The sequence below is a fragment of the Stenotrophomonas chelatiphaga genome, assembly GCF_032054965.1.
Taxonomy (GTDB): Bacteria; Pseudomonadota; Gammaproteobacteria; order Xanthomonadales; family Xanthomonadaceae; genus Stenotrophomonas; species Stenotrophomonas chelatiphaga.
On record NZ_DAMBRS010000003.1, the window covers coordinates 45,652 to 63,037 of the forward strand.

The window sequence follows — 17,386 nt, forward strand, 5'->3', positions numbered from 1 at the left end:
CAAGGCTCCTTCATGCAGCCTGACGGCTGCCATCAGCGCGCGCAGCAACTCGCTGTGGTCCCCTCCCCATACAGATCACGGTGGAGCGCCGGCGTGCGCAGGCACTGCCTGCAGCAGACTCACCAACGCGGTCAGCGGTACGTGCTGTTGGAGACCAACGAGGTCTTCCAGCTGCGTGGCGGCCATATCAAGATCGTGCAGCCCGGCCATGGCGGCCGCCCCGCGCAGCCGGTGCGCGTGATGCGCAATCCGCGGCGCATCACTGCGTATCCATGCGGAGGCAACGGCCACGGCATCTTCCAGCAGGCTTTCTTCCAGGGAACCAGGTGGCAGCCGCGCTACCGCGGGGGCTTCCGTGGCTTCCGGCGGCATCGTGTACTCGAGCCCCCAGAGTCCCAGCATCCCCATCAGGTCGGCCATCCTGATCGGCTTGCGCAGCACGCCGTCCATGCCGCTGGCATCGCATCGCTGCAGATGCGCCGCATCCGTAGCCGCTGAGATGGCGATGATCGGCAGGTGGGTGCCCTGTGCCGGCCGCTGACGTATTGCGAGCGCTGCGTCGTAGCCGTCCATACCCGGCATATGGCAGTCCATCAGGACCATGTCGTAATGCCGCCTGGCGACGGCCTGTATCGCCTGCTCACCGTCCGTCACCAGGTCAAGCGACACCCCCAACGATGCCAGCTGGTTGGAGATCAGTCTTCCGCTCACCTCATGGTCCTCCGCCACCAGCACATGGGTTGCAACCCCAGGGCTGATAGCCGACGCAGCCGTGTCCGATTCCACCATAACCGGTCCATGCTGCAGCAGCCCACGTTCCACGGGAATGCGGAAGTGAACCCTCGTACCCTCGCCAACCCGGCTATCGAGCTCGATATGGCCACGCATGAGGAGAATGAGTTCACGGCAGATGGTCAGTCCCAGTCCTGTACCGCCGTATCGCCGCGTCGTGGACTGGTCGGCTTGGGTGTAGGCTTCGAACAGGCGGGCATGCCTCTCCGGCGCTATTCCGATGCCGGTATCGGCAACTTCCACGTCCAGCGTTCCCGCGTCTGATTCCGTGCCACCGCTTTCGAACGAAGCACTGAGGGTGACGCTGCCCTCGTTGGTGAATTTGACGGCATTTCCGAGCAGGTTGGTGACTACCTGGCGAAGACGGGTAGGATCAACCATCAATGGCTGTTCCAGTCCTTGGGAACGCAGAGTCACCCGCAGACCTTTCTGCCGGCCCGCCATGGCCGCCACCACGGTCGCATGGTTCAGCAGCCGCTCCACATCCGTGGGTAGCCGCTCCAGTTCAAGGCGCTGCGCATCCATCTTGGATAGGTCCAGCACATTATCCAGAAGGTCGGTCAATGCTTCAGCCGCCGTTGCGGTTATGTCCACCAGTTCCTGCTCCTCGGGTGCCAGCTTGCTGCGCTCAAGCGCCTCCACTGCCCCGATAATCGTGTTGATAGGCGTGCGGATCTCATGGCTCATGGTCGCCAGGAAGACAGCTTTCGCGGCCTCGCTCCGCTTCGCCTTGTTACTTGCGCGATACGCCCAGACGGTCGCCGCTGCCAGCAAGGCGATCAGGGCGGACAGCAGCACCAGCTCCGAGCTACGGTAATGCGCAATCGAACGAAGCGTTGGCTCGCCATAATCCGCCCCAACGAAACCTTCCTCGTAAAAGCTATCGGTCTCAGCGGCAGTCAGCGTACCCAGCACTTTATTGATGATGCCGAGCAGCTCGGGTTTATCCTGGCGTATGCCGAACATCGCCTGATACGGGGCGGCGTCGAGCATTCCGGCAACACCGAGCTCGCCCATGTACTGACTGCGCAGAAGCGGCGGGTAAAGCGCCTCCGTTCCAACAAGGACATCAGCTCGCCCATCGGCAACGGCTTGCATCGCAGCATCCGCATCGGGATAGGCCGTGGCGCGTGCGTCAGGGATGAGATTATCCAGGGCTTTCTCATTGGTACCGCCGCGGCTGCGGAACGCGATGCGTAGTCCGCGCAGCTGCTCACGCCGGAAGACGATGTGCCCGCGGGCCGGCGCGATCACGATGATCGGACTGGCGTAGTAGGGTTCGCTGAAGCGTATACGCTCGCGTACCTGCGCACTGACGCGGTCGGGCGCTGCATTGGAGAGCATGTCGATCTTGCCGTCCAGAAACAGCTGCTGCGCTTCCTTCCAGTCGCGGGTGGGCACCAGTTCCATACGCAGCCCGGACCGTCGTGCCACCGCATCCACATAAAGTGCGAAGAGTCCGACGTAGCGTCCGTCCTCGACGTCTTCCAATGGAGGCAGCCCGGACTCCACGGCAAAGCGGACCACAGGGTTCTGCTCGATCCAGCGCGCCTCATCGGCGGATAGCGCCAATGGCGTTGCCGCGAACGCAGAGACCTGGGCTCCCAGCAGGCAGGCTGCGGACAACAGCATCATGACCACTTGCATGACAGCATTCTCCGCTGCGGACCGAACGGTGAGGTCCGCTGGCAGCATAACAGCCCCTGGGCCGCGTCGCGCAGGCCGAGGGCGGCCTCGGCACCAGCAGCGCTCCGTCACCAGTTCCGGCGAATCTCGATGCTTACGCCTCCCTCTTTGCGGTCCCGGAGATGAGCGAAGTTCAATGCCGCATGCACCACCACGGCATCAGCCGGCGCAACCTCGGCGCCCAGTCCATACGACACTCCGCGTGCGGGTTCTGCCGTCCTGGGAGTGCCGGAGGCCCGGCCCTGGTGGAACGCGGCCTGCAGGAAAGGACGTACTCGTGCACTGCGGGCGGGCTCTTCCACACTCAACCGCGCACCCAATTGACTTTCCAGCGAACGATCGCACGCTTCTGCCCGGGTTCCGGGCCCCTCGCTGCAGCGTGTCACTGAGGCAATGCCGATTGTCGGCACCAGCAGCAGCACTCGGTCGCCGGTGAGCCGCTTGCGTTGGAAGCGGCTGTAGTGCATGGACACCTGAGCTGCATTGAAATAGCCCTGGCCCACGTGGCCGCCCGCCGTCTGCGGCGAAAGCCTGGCCAAGCCGACCACAGCGCTTACTGCTTGTCGCTGACGGCCCTGCTCGCCGTCGGCCCAGCCGAGCCCCGCACCCATGTAGAGGCCCCGGGACGAATGACCGGGACCAGAGCGTGCACCCTGCTCCACCAGCTGCCCTCGGCCATGCAGGTGACCTCTATATGTACCGGCTTCGATACCGTACTGGAGGTGCGGCACCTTGTCGGTGCGTGTCAGGTGTCCGATCCGGACGCCGGTATGATGGCCGCGCGCCTTCGGGGCAGCGTCGCCATGGCGACCAGAGGACTGGTGCTGTGAGACTTCACTCCAGAGTCCCTCTCCCGATTCATCGGCTTGGCGCTGGAAAGACGTAGCCAGCAGCGATGCCATACCGCTGTTCTGGAACGACCGGACGTCGTCCGAGTCCGCGGCAAGGCACACGGTAGCCGGCAGTCCGAAGACCACGCTGAGCATGCTCGACCCGACCCGGATCCATGCAGCGCGACGCAGGCACCTGGTGGATACTTGGATGGTGTCCATGATGAATGTCCTTTCAGGAAGTCGGCACAGTCGTTGACCCCGGCTGGCCCATTGAACGATTTGATTACTGAAGCGTGACCGTGATCACTGCAGTGACACGGCCTACACCGGGCGTCACCGTCGCGGAGTGCTGTGAAAACCGCGCCCGGTAGCCGTAGACGAAGCCCACATCACCGGGCGACCAGACAGGCGCGGAGGTGCCATCCGGACTGACCGGGCGCGCATTGCTGGTCTGCACTTCCAGGCCGACTCCGCCCACGCCCTGCACCTTGAACAGTGTGGAATCGACGGGATCCACCTCACCGGTGAATGCGATTTTGATGTCACTTGTCACACCGTCATCGCAGCCGGCGGAGGTGATGTTGAACGGGGTCCACTCCTGATCAACGCCTACGCCCCTGAAATCGGTGAGCTTGTAATGCATCTCCACGTTTTCCGTCGTGACCCGACAGGTACCCGTCAGGGAGCCCCACATGGCAAAGTCGGCGCTCTGTGCCTTTTCTATAGGGGTCAAGAGACACAGCGCCAGACCGAGCGGGAGGAATTTGCGAGAACGGCACGCAATGAAGTCAATCATCGTTCGATCTCCCCAGCTTTATCCTGCAATTGATCATTCATAACGGATATTCACCGTAATCGTGGCATTCGCAGCGCCCGGTGCAAACTGCGCACCCGTGCTTACGTAGCGCGCATAAAATTCATAGCTGCCGCCGGGGCCGCGCGGGTTCCACGACCCTTCAGGGCCATTCGGAACCAAGGACGCGTCTCTGAGCCGCAGCGCGATACCCACGCCCTTTCCCGCACCCCGTGTTGCGAACAGATTCGTGTTAAGCGGGTCTGCATCAGCGGTGAAGCTCATATAGACTCTGGTGACACCCGAACACCCCGTTGAGACAAGGTTCGCCTTGACCTCGGGGCCCATGGCACCCACTTCATCGAAACTGCTGATGGGGACCTGGCCGAGCGGAAAGGTCAGACTGGTGCTTTCGAAGCCACAATCCGCCACCAGTGTCCCGGTCACGTCGAAGGTCGCGCTGTCAGCGGCCAGCGCCGAATCAGCATGGACAAACAAGACGGCCGAAGATGCCACGGCGAAGGCGCCGAGCAGCTGTGATACACGGAAGCGATTATTCTGCGAGATGGTCATACAATTCTCCTGCGTTCACACGCGATCTGACGTTTCATGCAGGTTGCACACCTGCGCTTTGGATGTTCTGGATTGAGGGCGTCGGCGGAAGCCTTCCGCCAGAGGTGTTTCGGCAGCGTGCCTGCCTATTGCGAGGCCGCGACGCTTTCCGGACTTCCCGCAGTTCTAACGGGCGTGCAGGACAGAGTCAGGCGGGTGTATTGCTCCCCCTTCCTGCGCACTACGGCATCGGGTAGGGAGATCTCGCACTGGTCCGCGGGTGCGGCGCTCCAGCGGACCAGGTAGCCAAACTCCTGGTCCGCACGGTTGACGAAGATCCGGCTCGCCTGGCCAACCACGCCGACGACGGCGCCGTCGGCATTCAGCACATCCGCACCGAATGGCAAGGGCTTACCCTCGTGATCCGCCGCCTGTATAAGCGTCGCCTGGCCGGCCTTGCTGGCGTAGTCCAGCATCAGCACAGACCCCAGGGTAGGCACGACGGTCTGGCTGGTGGCATCGAATTCGACGTCCAGCGTTGCGCCCGCCGGATCAAGGTCAACGGCATTCTTCGCGTACGGGGTCAGATAGGGCACCACTGCAAAACCGTTCTGGTCAATCCTGACACCCGTTGCATTCGAAACACGCGCACCGGCTGCGCCCTGCGCTTCCACCACCGCGATGGTGTCGCCCAGGCTCTGCGCGAACGTCACCCCCTTGGGATGGATCACCACGCCGCCACTGGCACCGACGTTGGCGGTCCGGTAGCCGGAACTGGTCGAGGCACCCGCGCTCAGCTGGGCGGCCGAAGCCATGTATTCCAGATTTCCGCTCACCTGCGTTTCGCGGCTCTGGCCCGAAGACGCTGCCACGCCATAGCGCAGCAGATTGTCTTCGCCAATGGAACCATTCAGGCCAAGGCGCGCATCACCGCCGCGCCTGTCTTCCTGCGAAACGCTGGCAACCATCACCGGCGCGCGGACCTGCTTGCCAAGTGGCATCGAGAGGTTGAGCTGGTAGACCGTATCGTCGCGAGACGTATTGTCGAAGTTGATGATCGTGCTGCGCTGCGCGCTCACGCCGAAAGTAACCGGCCCCACATTATTGCTGTAGCCCAGAGAGAACGAGCGCGTATCCCGGCGCGCGTTCCAGTAGCTCTGTGCAGAACTGTTCAGATAGAACGATCCTCCGCGTTGACCCAGGGACTGGTTCAGCGTCAGGTCGAAACGACTGCGGATGCGGTCCAGCCGCTCGGTACCAAAGCCGGCGGATATGGCTTCACGGACACGCATCGTGTCAGCCAGGCTGAGATAGCCTTCGGTCGAGTAACGGTAAGCACCCAGCGCGAAGGTTGTGCCCTGCTTGGCGAAGTTCTTGCTGTAACGCACCTGGAGGCTATGACCTGACCGCTTTTCCTGGTCGGACAGCGTAGCCCGGGCCCCGGTGACGTCCAGCGAGACCGCGCCGATACGCGTGTTGAGCGCGCTACCCAGCTGCAGTGATGCATAGCCGTCGGCATAGGAGCTGCCCACGTAGCCCGTCATGCTGCTGGTGAGGCCACGTGCGTAGGTCGCCTGTGCCAACCAAGGCTTGTCGCTGGCCCGCTCTTCGTTGAACTGGCCAACACTCAGCGCATAGCGGGTCTGCCCCTCACGCAGGATGTTGGGTGTGGCCGCGTAGGCCACGGTGAATCGGCGCACCCGTCCGTCGGCCTCGTGCACTTCAACCAGCAGATCGCCTCCGTATCCGGTCGCATACAGGTCGTCAATCACAAACGGACCCGGTGCAACCGTCGCCTGGTAGAGCTGGGTCCCGCGTTGGCTGATCACAACACGCGCATTGGTCTCAGCCACACCTTGGACCGTGGGCGCATAGCCCACGAGCGAACTGGGCGTCATACGCTCATCCGAGCTCAGGGTAAGGCCACGAATGCGGAAGCTGTCGATCTGCCGGCCATCGGTATAGGTATCACCCACTACAAGCTGTGACTTGAGGGACGGAATGTCGCGCTGGACGTAGGTGTTGATGGTCTTGAAGGCGCTACCGGTGCTGCCGGACGTCAGCGACGAAGCGTGCCGCAGGCGCCACTTCCGAAGGTTCAGTCCTGCGTTGAGTCCCAGGTAGTTCGACGTAGCGGTCGCACCCTGCGTCCGGTTCGTATAGCTGTTGAAACGATAGCCCAGCAGCCCCGCATTGACGCCGTAGTCCCAACTGGCAGGGTCGACGTAGCCGCGCGGTTGACGATCCAGCATGCCCTGCGGAATGATGATGTCCAGCGACTGGCTTGCCACATCGAAGTTCGCCTTCACCCCCGGAAAACGGACATCCACCGGTGAGCACGTTTCCGGCTCCTTCGCAGTGAGTTCAACATCACCGACCACCTCGGCCGACAGCCCGAGCCCGCGCAGCAGATGATCGGAAAGGCAGGGGTACACACCGGTCTCTCCGTCACCTTCGACAAAGCGGACCTCCTGCGTCTGCCTGCTTTCGCCATTGAGCAGAATGTCGACACGGTACTTGCCTGGAAGCACGGCATTGGCCCGACTGAAGCGGCTGAGATCGGCCGCGGTTTCCGCTGATCCGAGGAAGAATCCGGGTTCGAATTCAACATGCCCCGCATCCTGTGGACCCGCCGCCTGTGCCGTCGTGGAGAGCGCAGCAAGCATGAGCGTGAACAGTCGATCGCGCGCGGGCAAGCGGCGCGCAGAGGACACTGACCGATGGGATTGACGCATGGATCGCATAGATTTTTCTCGGTGCGTAGGCAACAGTCGCCGCCGGCGCGCCCAAGCGCACACAGAATCAGCCAACAGTCGAAAATAGGATTAAGGAAGCAGCGTGGATTCGTACTCGGCTCGGCCGCCGAAGTCGTTGATCGCCGCGTACTTGATGGTCGTTCCCGCACGTACGGGTTCGGCGAAGCTGAAGGTCTCGCTCGACATCGGCGCCACCATACCGGGCCCCTTGTCAGTACGCGGCAGGGTGGCCTCGCCCTTGACTGCATCGATGGATGAGAACGAGATGAAATAGGGTGATGGATTCTGGACCGTTACCTGCTGGCCGTTTCCACTGACGCGCCAGACCAGCTTGGATGCGGTGTCCGCCGTCGGCGCCTTCAGGCCCTCCGGCCGATAGAACATCTTGATGCGGTTGCGGAAGGCGAACTGCAGCAGGTTCTTGCCATCGGCATCGGTGGGCTTCGGCGGAATCTCGAGAACGTTTACCCAGAACAGGGATTCGCGATCAGCAGGCGCCTGCTCGCCGTTGTGCAGCATGCGGATGCTGTGCTGCTTGCCTGGCTCCATGCGGAAGACCGCAGGGGTCAGCAGAAAAGGGGCCGTCGCCGTATCGGGCGTGGATTTTTCTTCGCCATCGTCGATCCAGGCCTGAATCAGCGCCGGTCGCTCACCCTTGTTCTCAACGCGCAGCGAAACCTCGCGCGCTGCTTCGGGGTAGATGACGCGGGTACCGCCGAGAATGACACCGGCATGCGCGGTGGCGGTCATGATGCCCGTCATTGCAATGGCCGCGACTGCGGTCCGGATAGCTGCGTTCATTGGCTTGATACTCCTGATCATGGGCGGAGCCGCAGAATGCGGCCCCGTCCGTTGAATGACGATTACGCTGGGACTCAGTCGTAGACGACCTGGAAGCCGACGCGCGAGTTGGCTTCACCGGCGACCGCGGTGCCCGTGGCGTAGTAGCGGCCGATCAGCGGGATGACGGCGGTGTTGTTGGCGATGACGATGCCGGCCGAGTCTTCGGTGAACAGGTTGATCTCGGTGCCGTCCACGTTCGCGATTTCCACCTGGACGTTGGTCGCCGGCGTACCGGTGTTGTCAATGTTCAGGCGGCCGGTCGTGATATCCAGGGCCGGGCTGGCCGGGTCGAAGCGGACGTGGGCGGTCTGGCCGTCGGTGCAGTTGGCATCGCCGGCGCCGCCGACCTGGATGTTGAAGCCCTTGTCGCCCGCACGCTCGCCGGCCGTCTGCAGGGAACCGACATTGATGCCGCCCAGGTCCACGGCCTTTGCGATGTTGCCCTGGCCCGGGGCCACGCCTTCAACCAAGCAGGTGGTGGCGGTGATGCTGCCGGTGAAATCGATGGTGCCGTCCTGGGCGGAGGCGGTGCCGGCGGCCAGGGTCAGAGCGGCGGCGGCGGCGGCAGCGATTGCAGTGATTTTCATAGCTAGTCTCTTAGGATTCGAAAGGTTGGTTCCCTCACCAGCCACGCACCCATGGAATTGATTCATGGTGCCGCCGAAGGGAGACGTACTATCGGACATCCCCCCACACAGATCTTTAGACATCGCCCTAATCTCGGATCGACTTCCGACCAAGGGCGGATCCGTGTGCGTCCCTCGCTGCAAGCCGCAAATTTGGGGGGATATCGATAGTGATGCGTGCTCCCCTTTCTTTAAGGTCAGCACCATCCAATCTACGAAAGCGAGACAGCAATGAGGAACGGAACGGATCTCCCACTGGCCATGCAGCTTTTGGAAGTGGCCGAACGCCCGGTCACTCCCAAGGGCGCGGCATTAGTGCCAGCAGAGTGGACGCAGGGCACACAGGTTGACCGCACGCTGGATTGCCTGCGAACTGAGGGACTCATCTGCTACGTACGGCCTGTGCAGACGACCACGCCGGGACAGGCATCGCCGATGGTCAGTCTTACACCGCTAGGCGCCCGGACGCTGGCGGCGATGCGGGCGCAGATCATCAGCGGAGGCAGCGCCACGCGTCGGTGACAACCCTCCGTTCTGCTCTGCATTTACCTGCTTCAGTATCTGCGCAACCGCGGCAGGCAGAGCGAACATCGTGCCTTCGACCAGCGCAGTACCGGCGGCCACGGCGCGCTCCAGCTCCTTCCGGCTATCGATGCCGGTCATCAACGAAGCTGACGCACCGACATGCGCCTTCCTGCGCGTATCGCTGTCCGCCGAGCGCGGCAATGTCGACGGGCCGGCCGCGCAGTACTGCGCTCTGGCCGGGCCGGACGCCAACGGGCTTCGATCGCCGACTGCGCATGCACCGTCGATGACCTGGATGGGTGCCAGGCCACAAGCGAGCAGAGCCTGCTGATGGGCTTGGATGGCCGCATCGGTTTCCAGAAAAATCTCAACCCTGAGCGCCTGTGCGTGGATCGCCGACACAGCGGTGATCCGCGCGAGCCACAGCGGAATGCAGGGCAGGTGCAGTAGCGCCATGGGTGCGTGTACTACCACTGTCGGGTGCACCCGTCTGGCATTGGACAGCGCGATGAAACGCGCTGCACGCAATGCCGTGCGGGCGAACACCACACAGTCCAGAGCCGTGTGTCCTGTCGCAAGTGCACTCGCGCCAGCAAAGGACTGCCGGCCTTCGTCCAGCGCCACGTCCAGCGATGCCACATATTCCTGCACGATCAGGGTCGCGGGGTCGGTTCGGGGTGCCAGTCTCAGCAGGGTCCCCGCGGGCTGCAGCAGCGAATGGAGCATCCGCTGGCTCCGGTCCAGCTTCAGCCGACCCCGTGCTTGTTCCTGCTGCATCATGTGCTGCCTCGTGGCGGTCCAATGCCCCAGCGGCATCGTCGTGCCATCCAGCCTATCCAGCGACTGAGCGGGGGTTCCATAGTGATTGCCCCAAAAGCGCGCAGGGGATAGAGTGCGGCAACAGATTCCAATTTCATTTGAAACTGGTAACCACCGCACAGGAATCGGAGCGATGATCGGCCACAAGCACACTGTCATGCTCCTGGACGACCATGATGTCGTCCGCGTCGGCCTGCAGGCCACCCTGTCCCAGGATGGCGCGTTCAAGTTGACCGGCAGCTTTTCAAAGAGCGCCGAGATGCTCGCCGCGATGCGCCAGCAGGCGCCGGACATCGCGATAGTCGATTTTTCCCTTGGCCCGGAAGACGTGGACGGTTTCAACCTTCTCCGCGGCATGGCGATCAGGTTTCCGTCCACGAAGGTACTGGTGCTTTCATCGCACCACAATGTATCTACGGTGTCATTGGCGCTGCAGGCCGGAGCACGCGGATTCATCGGCAAACGCCTGGAACTTGGCGACTTCCTCGACGCGGTGCGCGCCATCGCCAACGGCCGGATCTACCTCCAACCCGAGATGGCGCTGGAGCTTGCCGGGCGCAGTGAAGGCGCGCCCAGCGTGGGAGGGGACGACTCCGGGATTCTGGCTGTGGGTAAGCTCTCGCCGCGCGAACGCGAGGTCATCCGCTGCTGCCTGGAGGGCATGTCGGTGGGCGATATCGCCACCAAGTTCTCGCGCAGCTCGAACACGATCAGTACCCAGAAGCAGGCGGCCTTCCGCAAGCTGGGCGTCCGCAACGACAACGAACTGTTCAAACTGCGTAATCTGCTGACCTAGTCGTTTCGGTTGGTCGTAAACCCGCCCGCCTGCAGGTGCGCTGTCCGCCCCCCCGCCATGGCAGCGCACCGGATCAGTCACTTACTCGTAAGTCACAGACACCGTGATGGTTGCACCCACGGTACCGGGCTGCAGCGGGCCCGTGGTGCGCACCATGCGCGCCCGGTGCTGATACGACTCGCCGTCGTTGCGCAAGCCCCAGCGGATGCCTGTCGGGTCGTTCGGTTTCGCAGCCTGGCCGTTGTAGCTCTGCAACTCGATGCCGATGCCTTTGGCAGCGCCAGCCGAAGTGGGAGCAAACAGTGCAGGATTGGAACTGTCTGCTGTTCCGGAATAGTTCATGATCGCCACGTGCTCGCAGCCTGCGCTGACCAGATTACCGGTCACCCAGACACTAGTGGGATTGGACGCGAGGGCAGAGTGCTTGACGGCACCTAGATCGAAGTTGGCCCGACCATTGTTGCGGAACTCGCATGTCTTTGCGGCATTTATGACCAGGTTTCCGCTGTAGTTCCGCCGGTACCAGGTGACGTTCTCGCTGGACAACTCCAGGGTCCCAAGGCTCGCGCCCGTCAATATCCCCGGGGTTATCGGCCCGGTCTTCACCAGCTCGATCGTCTCGGGCGCCAGATGATTATAGACGTTCAACAGCGGCTCTGTAACTTGCTGGGTCCAGGTGCGTGGGAGCGCGTAGCCCACCCGCCAACCGATACCGGGACGATTCGTGGGAATGATCGGCCCTGTTGATCCTGCCGAATGGCGCGACGCATGGGTTATGGTGGCCGGCGCGTTGCAGGTCATGAACAGTGCGCCGCCTTTGGCCGGCACGTTTATCCGCTTGATAACGCTGCCGACTGGCGCCGACGGATCGAGTTCCACGGTCCCGGAAATATCGGTGGTCTGCGAGTTGGTCGCCGTACTATTCACCGTGCACGCTGCAGTCGCTTGCCCCGCAGCGCCGAGCAGGCAAAGTGACACCAGTGCCGCCCGGAGATTCGGCATTCCCGCCACGCCCATGTTTGCGCGAACTTTCATAAATTGCACCATTGCATTGATTGTTTTAGATGGGCATCAGCCGGTTCAGCCTTCCAGAGGTCGCGATGAAACCAGCGGAACTGCCGGGCATAATGCATACCCGGGCAGTCTGGCCCACTGCCGGCGACCGTAATATAGACATCTGTCTATAGTTCCTCCGCGTGGATTCCGCCAAGTCATCCCGGAGCGCACCTGTGGCTGGACGATGCCGCCTTGTTGTCGTCCGGCAGGCATCCGGGTCCAGGATTACGTGGGTTATTCGAGCTCATGCGAAGGGCGGATGAAACACCTGGAGCAGATAACCATGGCGAGCGAGCGGGTAAACACGCTCGCCCGCCATGCCTCTGCAGCGCAGGCGGCGGGAGCCGACCAGGCATTGTTTACCAGCTGTAAGTCAGCCCGAGTGCGCTGGTGATCCCGTCGTAGTGTCGGCTTGGCGTTTTGTACTCAGTGCGCTCGATGGACGCGCTTATCGAAACCGAATCGTTCAGTGGCTGGACGCGGCGCAGCGAGACACTCTGCTGGTTGCCTGCCTGCAGCACGGGCGACCAGTCATAGTCGTGGAGCGTGCTGCCCTTGCCCAACCACAGCTGCGTGGATCCTGCTCCGCGAGCATCCTTCAGCCGCAGTGACAGCATGTTGCCGTGGCTGGCGCCCAGGCCCTCGATGTCATGGTGGGTGTAGCGATAACGCAAGGTCAGCCGCCGCAGATAATAGGCTCCTCCCACGTACCAGGCATCTGCATCCACGTCACCGTAGTAGCGTGTGCGTCGGACGCCGGCAGTCAGCGTGGTACTGGTGAATCCGCTGTAGGTAAGAGCCTGGTCGAAGACCCTGCCCGCAAAGACCGGGTCGTCGCTGGAAACTGCCACGTGTGACCGCGTGGACAGTACAGGTGTCCATTTCCGGTAGTAGGTCCCCGTCGCGTTGTGGCCGCGGTACGTCTGACCATCACCGAACTGCCTCCGCCCAGCGCCCGCGCTGAGCACCCAGGTGTCCCGATCGTTGGCGGCAACATACTCCAGACTCTGCAGGTCGCGCTTTCCAGATGCCTGGGTGTAATCCGTGTGGTTGGCCAGCAGGCTCACGCGCTGCTCGGCTGCACTGGCGCAGGTGGCACACAGCGATGCGGCCAGCAGGGCCAGACAGGTCTTCTTCATCATTATCACTTCCGTTGCTCAGTAGTTTTCAAGGATCTGCGCGACGCGGTAACGTCCCGTTGGCATGTTTCTGCAGATGGTGATTCGCGGCTCGAACAAGGCATCGGCCGCCACGACCCGTCCGGGCAGCACGATGACCTGAACGCCGAGCGATGCACGCGCGCCGATGTGACACCCCAGCTTGTCGCGGCCACTGTCGATGAGCCTGCCTTCATGCATGACGCGCACGTTTCTGCGATCCAACCTTTGATTGCTCGTGCGAACCTGCGCGGCAAGATAGGCATGGTCATCAACTCGACTATCGGCGACGAACGATTGCGGACCAATGCTCACGTCTTCACCGATTCGAGCTCCCTTGACTTCCACCGCGAAGCCCAGGCGAGTGCGTGAGCCGATCGACGTGGCACCGCGGATCATCGCGTTGTTGCCGACCAGACAATCGGCACCGATGCTGACAGGCCCTTCGATGTACGCTCCCGCGCAGATGACCGTGCGCGGGCCTATCCGGACATCGCCGGTCAGTACGGCAGTAGGATGAACCCGTGCCAGCGGATCAATGCCAGGGCCGCCCGTCGGTACCGACGGATCAGCGCTGCCGAGGTCAGTCCACCACATGCGCGTACCTCGTCGGCTTGTCACGTGCGGGCTCCCGCCCGGTGAACAGGCCGCGTATGCCGTAGCCAATCCAGATCGCATACGAAAGCAGGACGTACAGCACGGCGAGCGACGCAAGAGGCATCAGCCAGACGTTGCGGTGATGCACGGCACTGATCGCACCCAACGCGGTCACTGCGATGACCCACAGAAGCGGGAACAGCGCAGGCAACAACCCATGGAGGCCACCGTAAAGGTGGATGGATGCCATCCATGCCGTTCCGTATGTGATGACACCGAAGACCACCAGCAGAAGCATGGGCAGGATGCTGAAGAGACCGAACCGGCTCGGCAGGAGCCTCCAGTGCAGCCGCATGCAAACGGCATAGCCCACGATCCAGCGTCGCCAGCGCTTCCACTCTTCGCGCAGCGTGTTGCATTCTTGCGGGTAGACCACGCACCGGTTCGCCTGGCGCACCTTGTAGCCGTTGGCTACCAGCGTCCATGTCAGATCAAGGTCCTCCACCTTGGTACGATCACTGAAGCCGTGCTCGCGCAGCACCTGCGTGCGGAACATTCCACAGGCTCCAGAGATGATGAAGGGCGCGCCTCCCAGCAGCTGCTGGAACGTCCTTTTGATCGTGATCATGGGCATCTTCACGGTCGCGCGGATGTGCGGCAGAAGGCCCGCCCCCTTCAGGTTGGACGAGGGAATGCCGCCCACCGCATCGGCGCCGTCTTCAATCTCGGCGAGCATGTAGCCTAGACCGTCGTCCTCATCCGGAACCAATGTGTCCGCGTCAGTCAGGAAGACCTGTGCGGCGCTTACATGATTGAGACCGTTCATCAGCGCACCACCCTTACCAGTGTTGGCCTGATGCACCACGATCAGCCGCCCGTTGCAGAGCGGCGCAAGCGTGTCCAACAGCGCACCGGTGTTGTCGGTGGACCCATCGTTGACGCAGATCACGCGGTTTATGTAAGGGTTGCGCAACAGGTTCTGAAGTGAAGATGCCAAGCAAGGACCTTCATTGAAGGCCGGGACGATCGCATCGACCGAGCGGAAGGCTCCACTGGGGATGCGCCTGCGCTTGATGATTGAGTGGGCGAGGGTTGCCACGCACATGAGGAGAAAGAGGATTTCCATCGTTCCGTCACAGCGCCAGTTTGTAAGGGATGAAGCCTTCGCTGGGCCCCAGGCCCACCTGTTGGCCACGGAACTGTGCACTGCAGAAGATCTGCGAGGCCTGCATGTAAGTCCGGTCACGCTGGCTGACATGGTGGCGCAGAGCCGCGATTTTCTCCGCAATATGGTCCCCGACAGGCTCGAAGACGACGGGCATGAAGTTGGGCCAGGAGCTGGGCGTTTCATAGCTCAGGATCTGCGGCACGCTACGGCAGGCAATGATGCTTGCTTCGTACACAGCGCGATGGTCCTGGTGTCGATCGTCCCGGAACATCGTGTAGACACGGTCGGGGCTCAGGTCTTCGCTATGCGCCTCGATCAACTTGATGAGCTCCGCCTGCATGGTTGGGAGGGCCGTATCGGGCAGGCGGTGCTGGACGACATCGGTGACGCCCAGCTGCTCGAGGGCGTTGCGTGTTTCTTCGCAACGCCTCACGGGACCGGCCACGCCCCGCAGTCCATCGGTGAGGACCAGTGCCCTGACATGTACGCCCCGCGCTGTCAGCTTGGCCAGACTGGCGCCGCACCCCAGCTCGAGGTCATCGGGGTGCGCGCCGATGGCTAGCACTCTATGTACGGTTCGCATGTGGAGACTCCTGCGTTCTGAATAGGTTTCAAGCCGCCGATACCGCCCTCTGACGCCCGTGGTCGAGCGTTTGAATATGGCCGCGGCTTGGCGGCTCAGCACAGATGTGTCGAGGTGGCGAAGAATGGCACCCAGCCGCGGGGCGGACTATCGACATCGCCCTAAAGGTCGGCATACCGCCGACGTTGGAATCAGCGGTCAGGCGTCTGTTAAGGCTATGCGTCGGCGGGCTGGGAGCCGGGGAACCTGTGCTTCGTTGCCGCGTCCGGCAAGACGCTCCATCCGCACGTTGGCCGCGGCCTGCCTTGCCCGCTCACCCGTTGGCGTGCTTGCCCGTGCAGGCACTTTTGTCACCGCAAGGTTCCACTGCCTCGGCAATCCCCGGACACCCGAATTGGCCCGTCAGGCGGGCCAATGAGCCGGTGCGCGTGCGCTAGAATCACGCCCAGAAGATGCACGGGCCGCCTGCCTGTGCCGGAGCGTTGATGTGAAATCGATCTGGACGACGATGCTGTTGGGCGTGGCGATCGCCCTGCCCCACCACGCGCGTGCTGCTGATACCAGCGAAGGGGCGTTGTATGCGGTCAATGCAGCTGCACTGGCGGCGGCCATCACCCATTGCACGGCGCGCCATGGCGAGCTGCAGCAGGGGTCACCGGGTGCGGCGTGTTTCGTCCGCGCGCGCGGGATTCTGGGGACGTTCGGGTTGAAGCAGCGCTCGACCGAGGTGGCGGCGCGGTGCAAGGATCCGGCGCAGTTCAATACGTGTTTGACGCCTGAGATTGCGCGGATGACGCATGCGTTGAATCAGGAATTCGCCAAGAGCGGGATTTGATGGCAAGCGAGTGACGACCAACGGTCGTCACCCACCAGGAGCAGGACGGCCAGCGGCCGTCACTACCGGGACAAGGCGTTGACGGCCAGCGGCCGTCACTACCGGTGCAGTCAGCGTGAGCCGCTGACGGCGATTTCCACGCGGCGGTCCGGGGCCAGGCAGGCCACCAGTGCGCGGTGTGCCAGCGAATCGGCACAGTCACGCGTTACCGGTTCGGCTTCGCCGCGGCCTTCGGCACGGATGCTGCCTGCGGCCACGCCGTGGCTTGCCAGTACGCCGCGCACGGTGTCGGCGCGTGCCTGCGACAGGCGCTGGTTGCTCTCATCGCTGCCGATGCGGTCGGTATGCCCGACCACCGTCACCTGGCTGTCCTTGGCGGCACTGATTTCGGCGGCGATGCGCTTCAGTTCGGCGCTGCCGTCCGGCTTGATGTCGGCCACGCCGGAGCGCCCGAACGCGAACAAGGCATCGGCCGACAGCGAGAAACGCGCCACGCCGTCAGCGGCCGCGGCAGGGGCCACCGGCGGGGCGGGCGGGTCCAGCACATCGGCGCAGGATGCCGGTGCCCAATGGAACGACTGGCCGCGCTTTTCATCGTCGAACTGCACCTGGTACTGGCAGGTCACCACGCCTTCGGGCGTGCGGAAGTGGAACAGGTAGTTCCAGGCCTTCGGCGCGAAGCCTTCGCTGAAGTGCGGGCGGCCCAGCAGGTGGTACAGCTGCTCCTTGGTGACACCCGGGCCGATGCTGCGCAGGTTGGCCACGTTCGGGAAGGTGCCTTCCTTCAACACGATGCGGTCGGGATCCGGGAAGCTCACTTCACCGGTGCCCTGCTTGGCGGCGTGGGTGCTGCAGGCAGCCAGGGCCAGGACCAGCGCGGCCGTTGCCGCGGCTTTGAAACGGTTTGCGATATTCATCAAACAATCCTTCGAATTCGAATGGGATACGGCGTGGGAAGCGGGGCCAGCG

At 62.9% G+C, this 17,386-nt stretch carries 16 protein-coding genes; 2 read left to right on the forward strand and 14 right to left on the reverse strand.

Going from position 1 to position 17,386, the window contains the following annotated elements; all coding sequences use genetic code 11:
* Positions 1 to 75: 75 nt before the first annotated feature.
* From RTX79_RS06450 to RTX79_RS06485, 8 genes are all read right to left on the reverse strand, one after another.
* Positions 76 to 2,427, reverse strand: coding sequence for an ATP-binding protein (locus RTX79_RS06450; RefSeq protein WP_312682833.1), 2,352 nt, complete (start codon positions 2,425 to 2,427; stop codon positions 76 to 78).
* A 119-nt stretch (positions 2,428 to 2,546) separates the two neighbouring features.
* Complete coding sequence (locus RTX79_RS06455) at positions 2,547 to 3,530, reverse strand: hypothetical protein (RefSeq protein ID WP_312682834.1); 984 nt, start codon at positions 3,528 to 3,530, stop codon at positions 2,547 to 2,549.
* Between the two features lie 64 nt (positions 3,531 to 3,594).
* Positions 3,595 to 4,107 carry a fimbrial protein gene (locus tag RTX79_RS06460; RefSeq protein WP_312682835.1) on the reverse strand — a complete coding sequence of 171 codons (513 nt, stop codon included), beginning with the start codon at positions 4,105 to 4,107 and terminating at the stop codon, positions 3,595 to 3,597.
* A 33-nt stretch (positions 4,108 to 4,140) separates the two neighbouring features.
* The gene (locus RTX79_RS06465; RefSeq protein WP_312682837.1) at positions 4,141 to 4,677 is read right to left on the reverse strand and encodes a fimbrial protein; all 537 of its coding nucleotides are present in this window, start codon (positions 4,675 to 4,677) and stop codon (positions 4,141 to 4,143) included.
* A 125-nt stretch (positions 4,678 to 4,802) separates the two neighbouring features.
* Complete coding sequence (locus RTX79_RS06470) at positions 4,803 to 7,322, reverse strand: fimbria/pilus outer membrane usher protein (protein WP_312682838.1); 2,520 nt, start codon at positions 7,320 to 7,322, stop codon at positions 4,803 to 4,805.
* A 159-nt stretch (positions 7,323 to 7,481) separates the two neighbouring features.
* A complete protein-coding gene (locus tag RTX79_RS06475) occupies positions 7,482 to 8,213 on the reverse strand; it encodes a fimbrial biogenesis chaperone (RefSeq protein WP_312682839.1) in 732 nt (243 codons plus the stop codon).
* Between the two features lie 74 nt (positions 8,214 to 8,287).
* Positions 8,288 to 8,842, reverse strand: a complete 555-nt coding sequence (locus RTX79_RS06480) for a fimbrial protein (protein WP_312682840.1) — start codon at positions 8,840 to 8,842, stop codon at positions 8,288 to 8,290.
* A gap of 492 nt (positions 8,843 to 9,334) precedes the next feature.
* Positions 9,335 to 10,186: a hypothetical protein gene (locus RTX79_RS06485; protein WP_312682841.1), complete on the reverse strand. Its 852-nt coding sequence runs from the start codon at positions 10,184 to 10,186 to the stop codon at positions 9,335 to 9,337.
* 172 nt (positions 10,187 to 10,358) lie between these two features.
* On the opposite strand from RTX79_RS06485, the gene RTX79_RS06490 reads away from it, so the two are divergent.
* A complete protein-coding gene (locus RTX79_RS06490; RefSeq protein WP_312682842.1) occupies positions 10,359 to 11,021 on the forward strand; it encodes a response regulator transcription factor in 663 nt (220 codons plus the stop codon).
* A gap of 81 nt (positions 11,022 to 11,102) precedes the next feature.
* Here the strand turns inward: RTX79_RS06490 and RTX79_RS06495 are convergent, their stop codons facing one another.
* The 5 genes from RTX79_RS06495 to RTX79_RS06515 all read right to left on the reverse strand — a co-directional run bounded on the left by RTX79_RS06495 (position 11,103) and on the right by RTX79_RS06515 (position 15,582).
* Positions 11,103 to 12,056, reverse strand: coding sequence for a fimbrial protein (locus RTX79_RS06495; RefSeq protein ID WP_312682843.1), 954 nt, complete (start codon positions 12,054 to 12,056; stop codon positions 11,103 to 11,105).
* 380 nt (positions 12,057 to 12,436) lie between these two features.
* Positions 12,437 to 13,219 (reverse strand): YaiO family outer membrane beta-barrel protein, encoded by a 783-nt coding sequence (locus RTX79_RS06500; protein WP_312682844.1) that lies wholly within the window; start codon positions 13,217 to 13,219, stop codon positions 12,437 to 12,439.
* A gap of 15 nt (positions 13,220 to 13,234) precedes the next feature.
* Entirely contained in the window at positions 13,235 to 13,831 is a 597-nt protein-coding gene (locus RTX79_RS06505) for a DapH/DapD/GlmU-related protein (RefSeq protein ID WP_312682845.1), read from the reverse strand.
* Positions 13,818 to 14,957 (reverse strand): glycosyltransferase, encoded by a 1,140-nt coding sequence (locus RTX79_RS06510; RefSeq protein ID WP_312682846.1) that lies wholly within the window; start codon positions 14,955 to 14,957, stop codon positions 13,818 to 13,820. The genes RTX79_RS06505 and RTX79_RS06510 overlap by 14 nt, the downstream gene beginning before the upstream one ends.
* A 7-nt stretch (positions 14,958 to 14,964) precedes the next feature.
* Positions 14,965 to 15,582, reverse strand: coding sequence for a PIG-L deacetylase family protein (locus RTX79_RS06515; protein ID WP_312682847.1), 618 nt, complete (start codon positions 15,580 to 15,582; stop codon positions 14,965 to 14,967).
* 487 nt (positions 15,583 to 16,069) lie between these two features.
* Between RTX79_RS06515 and RTX79_RS06520 the strand changes: the two genes are divergently transcribed.
* Positions 16,070 to 16,417, forward strand: coding sequence for a hypothetical protein (locus tag RTX79_RS06520; protein ID WP_057508513.1), 348 nt, complete (start codon positions 16,070 to 16,072; stop codon positions 16,415 to 16,417).
* 110 nt (positions 16,418 to 16,527) lie between these two features.
* On the opposite strand, the gene RTX79_RS06525 is transcribed toward RTX79_RS06520, so the two are convergent.
* Positions 16,528 to 17,334: an OmpA family protein gene (locus tag RTX79_RS06525; protein ID WP_312682851.1), complete on the reverse strand. Its 807-nt coding sequence runs from the start codon at positions 17,332 to 17,334 to the stop codon at positions 16,528 to 16,530.
* Positions 17,335 to 17,386: the final 52 nt, after the last annotated feature.